Here is a 6,231-nt window from a genome sequence, read left to right on the forward strand (position 1 = left end):
TCTCATCAGACTAACGATTGCCTGGCAGCTCGGCCAGTTGGTTGGCCAGGCGGACGAATGCGGCCAGGTCGAGTTGTTCGGGACGAAGGGTCGGATCGACCTCTGCGGCCTCGATGTCCTCGACGCTCAGGAGAGGCTTGAGGGTGTTGCGCAGGGTCTTGCGGCGCTGGTTGAAGGCCTCGCGGACCACCCGTTCGAGCAGTTTCGGGTCGCGTGCCGGATGGGGCGGCTCGGCGAAGGGGGTGAGGCGGACGATGGCCGAGTCGACCTTGGGCGGCGGGTTGAACGCGCCGGGGCCGACGTTGAACAGGTGCTCCACCCGACAGTGATACTGGACCATGATCGAGAGCCGGCCCCAGTCCCCGCCGCCCGGCGTGGCCGCCAGGCGCTCGACCACTTCCTTCTGCAGCATGAAGTGCATGTCCTCGATCACCGGCGCGTGCTCCAGCAGATGGAAGATCAGTGGCGTGGAGATGTTGTAGGGCAGGTTGCCGACCACTCGCAGCTTCTCGCCGCTCTCCACCAGCGAGGCGAAATCGAACTTGAGGGCGTCGCCCTGGTGCAGGCTGAAGCGCGACTCGAGGCCGAATTTCAGCTTCAACAGGGGGATCAGGTCCTGGTCGAGCTCGATCACGTCCAGGCGTGCGCCGCTGCCCAGCAGTCCCTCGGTCAGGGCGCCCTGGCCCGGGCCGATCTCCAGCAGGCGCTGACCCTCGCGGGCATGGATGGCACGGAGGATGCGGTGAATCACCCCGGCATCGTGCAGGAAGTTCTGGCCGAAGCGCTTGCGCGCGCGGTGTTGGTAAAGCTCGGACATTGGAAACGGTTCCAGGCTGCGGGCCCCAGGCCAAGGCGGGAGGCGCGGATGCGAAAGGGCGCCATTTTAACAGCGAAGCGTCGGGCCGGCAGGGCTAAACGATGGCCGACCGCCGTCAGCAGCGGCTGGCCGCCATCTGGTAGGCGGTTTCCAGGGCGACCTGCAGGCTGCCGCTATCGATGCGGCCGCTTCCGGCCAGGTCGAGCGCGGTACCGTGGTCGACAGAGGTGCGGATGATCGGCAGGCCGAGGGTCACGTTCACGGCGGCACCGAAGCCCTTGTACTTGAGCACGGGGAGACCCTGGTCGTGGTACATCGCCAGCACCGCGTCGCAATGCTCCAGGTGCTTGGGAGTGAACAGGGTGTCGGCCGGCAGCGGGCCGATCAGGTCGAGGCCTTCGCCACGCAGGCGCTCGAGGCAGGGTTCGATCACCTCGATCTCTTCCCGGCCCAGGTGACCGCCTTCGCCGGCGTGCGGGTTGAGTCCGCAGACCAGGATGCGCGGATGGGCGATGCCGAACTTGTCGCGCAGGTCGGCGTGGAGGATGCGCGCGACCCGGGTCAGGCGCTCATCGCTAATGGCGTCGGCGACCTCGCGCAGCGGCAGGTGGGTGGTCGCCAGGGCCACGCGCAGGCCGCGGGTGGCCAGCATCATCACCACCTGGGCGGTGTGGGTGAGGTCGGCGAGGAATTCGGTATGGCCGGAAAAGGGGATGCCGGCTTCGTTGATCACGCCCTTGTGCACCGGTGCGGTGATCATCCCGGCGAAGTGCCCGTCGAGGCAGCCCTGGCCGGCGCGGGTCAGGGTTTCCAGGACGTAGGCGGCGTTGGCGCGGTCCAATTGCCCGGGCCGGACCGGGGCGGCCAGGGGCGTATCCCATACGTACAGTTGGCCGGCCTTGGCCGGTCGCTCTGGCCAGGCGGCCGGGGAAACGTCCTTAAGGTCGATCGCCAGGCCCAGTTGGCCGGCGCGCTCTTGCAGGAGCGTGCGGCTGGCGATGGCGATCAGGGGGTGGGGCTGGGCGGAGCGGGCGAGCAGCAGGCACAGATCGGGTCCGATACCTGCCGGCTCGCCGGGAGTGAGCGCGAAGCGCAGGCTCACTGCTTGATTTCCACGTAGGCCTCGTCGCGGATCTGCCGCAGCCAGGCTTGCAGTTCCTCGTCGTACTTGCGGTTGCGCAGTACGCTTACCGCCTGCTGCTCGCGGAACTTCTCGCTGCTGTCGGTGGCGCGACGGCCGAGGACCTGCAGGATGTGCCAGCCGAACTGCGAGCGGAACGGCTTGGACAGCTCGCCCTGCGGGGTATCGTTCATCACCTGGCGGAACTCGGGCACCAGGGCTTCCGGGTCGATCCAGTTCAGGTCGCCGCCGTTGAGGGCGGAACCCGGATCTTCGGAGAAGCTCTTCGCCAGTTCGCCGAAGTCCTCCCCGGACTGGATGCGCTCGTACAGCTTCTGCGCCAGCTTCTCGGTCTCCGCTTCGCTGCGGATTTCGCTGGGCTTGAGCAGGATATGGCGGACATGCACTTCGTCACGGACCATCTTGCTGCCGCCGCGCTTCTCTTCCAGCTTGAGGATGATGAAGCCGCCGGGGGTGCGGACAGGCTCGGTGACGTCGCCGACGGCCAGGGAGCCGATCATGCTGTCGAACGGCTGCGGCAACTGGGCGGCCTTGCGCCAGCCGATCTCGCCGCCTTCCAGGGCGTTATCGCCGGCCGAGCGGGAAATCGCCAGTTGGCCGAAGTCGGCGCCCTGCTTGAGCTGCTGGTAAAGCTCCTGGGCCTGCCTTGCGGCGGCCTGGATCACGTCCGAGGACGCGGCTTCCGGCACCGGGATCAGGATATTGGCCAGGCGGTACTCTTCGGAAAGCTGGATCTTGCCCATGTCCGAGGCAAGGAAGTTCTTCACCTCCTGCTCGCTGACCTGGATGCGCTCGGCGACCCGGCGCTGGCGCACACGGCTGATCACCATCTCGCGACGGACCTGCTCGCGTGCGTCGGCGTAGGACAGGCCGTCTCGGGTGAGGGCGGCCTGGAACTGCTCCAGGCTCATGCCGTTGCGCTGGGCGATGGTGCCCATCGCCTGGTTCAGCTCCTCGTCGGAGATGCGGATGCCGGAGCGGTCGCCGATCTGCTGCTGGATGTTCTCGATGATCAGGCGTTCCAGCACCTGCTGGGTCAGCACGTGCTCGGGCGGCAGCGGCGCACCGCGCTTGAGCAGCGTCTGGTGCACTTCACGCAGGCGCTGGTCGAGCTGGCTCTGCATGATCACATCGTTGTCGACGATGGCGACGACCCGGTCCAGTGGTACCACTTCGGCATGCGCGAAGGAGCAAAGGAGTGCTGCGCCCAATGCAAGGGGGCGCAGCCGGTTACATAGCTTGATCTTCACGTTGACGATAACCTTGGATGCCTTTGTCGAGGAACATTTCCGTCTTGTTGCCTACGATGCCGCCGAGGCCCTTCAGGACGATCTGCAGGAAGACGCCGCGGTCGGCCTTTGCGTTCTGCGTAAGGAAGGCATCGTCGTCCACATCAAGCCAATAACGGTTGATCAGACGCAGCTTCCAGCAGCAGCTGTCGTATTCGAAGCCACCGAAGGCCTCTAGGGTGCGGTTCTTGTTGTAGTCGTACTGCCAGCGGGCGAGCACGGACCACTGCGGCACCATCGGCCAGATGACCGAGAAGTCGTGCTGTTTGATGATGTCGTCTTCGCGGCCGTACATGAACCGTCCCGTGGAGCTGTTGAAGCGGCGAGCATCTTCGCGGTAGCGATAGCCAGCATTGACCACCTTGTTTGGGTTGTCTTCTGGCTGATAGTGGAATATGGCGCTGCCGGATTGGGTACGGCTGGTGTTGGGGTTCCAGTTGAAGTCGGAGCTGACCCTCCAGTCGCGGTTGAAGCGGTATTGCCCCATCAGTGCATATGGAGAACGCCAGCTATCGGTATCCGGATCTTTCAGGTCAGGATTGGTCGCACGCAGACGATCCAGATCTTTTTCGGTCAGGCCGGGCAGTTGTACACGACGATCACGGAAGTAGTAAATCTGTCCAGCACTTAAGCTGGCGCGCTCGAATCCATTGGGTTCGATGAAGCGGGTAGTCACGCCGAGCGACAATTGGTTGGCGTCTCCGATACGGTCACGGCCGGAGAACCGATTCTCTCGCCAGAGGGAGTCATAGCTGAACGACGGTTCGCTGGTGTCGAATACTGGAATATTGTCCTGGTCCTTGTACGGAACGTACAAATACATCGCTCTTGGTTCCAGGGTTTGCCGAAACTGCGTGCCGGCAAAGGTCATATCACGGTCAAAATACAGGCCACTATCAACCTTGACCAACGGAAGCGAGCGATCCTGACTGCTATCGAATGTTTCGTCATATGCAGTAAGGGTTTGCTTGCCCTGGCTGTCCAGATCCAGATCGTACTTCGTATAGAGGAACTTCAGGGTCGGGGTCAGATAACCCCAACTCCGGGTCATCGGCAGACTCATGCCGGGTTCCAGGTGTGCCCGGTCGCCATTGGCCCGGGCCAGACCCTTCAGGTTGTTGTCGACACGGGGTACTCGGGAACCGATAGGGTCGTTCTCGTCCGCGATGTAGTATCCGTCATCGAGGTCTCTGTCGAAGCGGACGAATTCGGTTTTGTAGTCGAATTTCAGGCCGCCCGGATTGTATGGCAAGAAACCGTCGAAGGTGACCTGCGGCAGACGGTTGTAAGGCGTCACGTCGGTGGTGGTCGCCAGTTGATAACCTTGCAGGTTCAGGCGACCGGTAAAGGTATCGCCCCGGTAGGTCACGCTGCCGCGCTGATTGACATAGGTGGTACTGCCTACACCCAGGTCAGTATCCAGATCCTGGAAGTAGTAGGGATCGCTGATCCGCGTGTAGTCGACCTCGGCCAGCCAGCGCGAATCGAGGCCGGTGGTGTTCTTGAGGCCGTACAGCCAGCGGTCCTTGCTGTAGTCCGGGAAGTTCTCGCGGTGGTCGTCCTTGTCGTTCAGGTAGGCGGCCGTCACCATCCCTTCGCTGCTGTGGGTCAGGTAGCGGAACTCGCCTTCCAGCATCATGCCGCGCTTGGCCATGTAGCGCGGGTACAACGTGGCGTCGTAGTTCGGCGCCAGGTTGAAGTAGTACGGGGTGACCAGGGTGAAGCCGGTGTCGCTGGTGCTGCTGAAGCTCGGCGGCAGGAAGCCGGACTGGCGGCGGTCGTCGATCGGGAAATAGATGTACGGGGTGTAGAACACCGGGAAATCTTTGACCCGCAGGGTCGCGTTGGTCGCGGTGCCGAAGCCGGTGGCCGGGTTCAGCTTGACGTTGTTGCCCTTCAGGGTCCAGGCGTTGCTGCTCGGTTCGCAGCGGGTGTAGGTGCCATCCTTGAGCATGATGATGGCGTTCTCGCTGCGCTTGGCGTAGAGCGCGCTGCCGCGGGCATGGGCCTTGTGGATCACGTACTCGGCGTTGTCGACCTGGGCCTCGCCGTTGTCCAGCTGGACCTGGGCGTGGTCACCGACCACCAGCATGCCCTTGTCGCGCAGCTTGACGTTGCCGACCAGTTCGCCGCGGTTTTCCAGCTGGTGCAGGTTGGCCTCGTCGCCTTCCACCTGCATGCTGCCCTGGCGCAGGACCACGTCACCGGCGAGGGTGGCGATCTGTTTTTCCTGCTCGTAGCGCGAAGCCTTGGCGGATACGTAGGTCGGGCTCTCGTCGCTGGGCGCGCCGTCATCCATGCCCGGACGCACCGGCTCGATGTAGGAGCCGCCGCAATAGGGGCCGATTTCCGCCAACTGGGCGGCGGTCAGTTTTTCCCGAGGAATCCAGTCGAGGTGCGAGTAGTCCGCACTGCGGGATTTCAGCGCGCGACCGCCGGACTCGGTGACCAGGCGCTGGGTCGGCTCTGCCTCGACGGTTTCGCCTCCGCTGCCGGATACACTGGTGCCCGCCGCGGCGGTGCTGACCGAGGTCGCGGTATGCGCCGGGCGCGGTGGCAGGTTGGCATTGGCGTTCTGCAGCGGGGAGCAATCCCAGCCGCCGGTGGCCGATACCTTGCAGTCGAACTGATCGGCGGCCTGTACAGTCAATGCTGCGACCGGCTGCAGAGCCAGCAGGCTGCCGGTGACCAGCAGGGGAAACTTTCTTCGAAACACGAGGGATTTCACTGCCATCTTGTTAATCCGGGCTTCCTGCGCGCCATCGGCCCGGTGGGCCGCACGCCTCTCGATGGGCTGAAAGTCGGGTGGGAACCAGCCATTACTGGCTGATCCCCCCCTAAGAACCGTACGTGCACCTTTCAGCGCTTACGGCTCAGGCCTATCCAAAACCCCCAAGGGGGCCAGTTTGCTCACGTGCAGACCACGTGCGTGGAGCTGTTGGTGACAAATGGGGTGCAATAGTACCCGGTTCTCCAGGGAGTCT

General features: G+C 63.8%; 4 protein-coding genes. All 4 read right to left on the reverse strand.

Annotated features, from left to right (window positions below; all coding sequences use genetic code 11):
* Nucleotides 1-10: 10 nt before the first annotated feature.
* Nucleotides 11-817 carry a 16S rRNA (adenine(1518)-N(6)/adenine(1519)-N(6))-dimethyltransferase RsmA gene (rsmA, locus tag HMPREF2914_RS30350; protein WP_003113212.1) on the reverse strand — a complete coding sequence of 269 codons (807 nt, stop codon included), beginning with the start codon at nucleotides 815-817 and terminating at the stop codon, nucleotides 11-13.
* A 115-nt stretch (nucleotides 818-932) separates the two neighbouring features.
* Entirely contained in the window at nucleotides 933-1,919 is a 987-nt protein-coding gene (gene pdxA, locus HMPREF2914_RS30355) for a 4-hydroxythreonine-4-phosphate dehydrogenase PdxA (protein ID WP_003109023.1), read from the reverse strand.
* Complete coding sequence (locus HMPREF2914_RS30360) at nucleotides 1,916-3,208, reverse strand: peptidylprolyl isomerase (protein ID WP_003109024.1); 1,293 nt, start codon at nucleotides 3,206-3,208, stop codon at nucleotides 1,916-1,918. Before HMPREF2914_RS30360 ends, pdxA begins: the two co-directional genes overlap by 4 nt.
* Nucleotides 3,189-5,981, reverse strand: coding sequence for an LPS-assembly protein LptD (lptD, locus tag HMPREF2914_RS30365; protein ID WP_023092353.1), 2,793 nt, complete (start codon nucleotides 5,979-5,981; stop codon nucleotides 3,189-3,191). Before lptD ends, HMPREF2914_RS30360 begins: the two co-directional genes overlap by 20 nt.
* Nucleotides 5,982-6,231: the final 250 nt, after the last annotated feature.

Source organism: Pseudomonas sp. HMSC067G02, from assembly GCF_001813485.1.
GTDB classification, from domain to species: domain Bacteria; phylum Pseudomonadota; class Gammaproteobacteria; order Pseudomonadales; family Pseudomonadaceae; genus Pseudomonas; species Pseudomonas aeruginosa.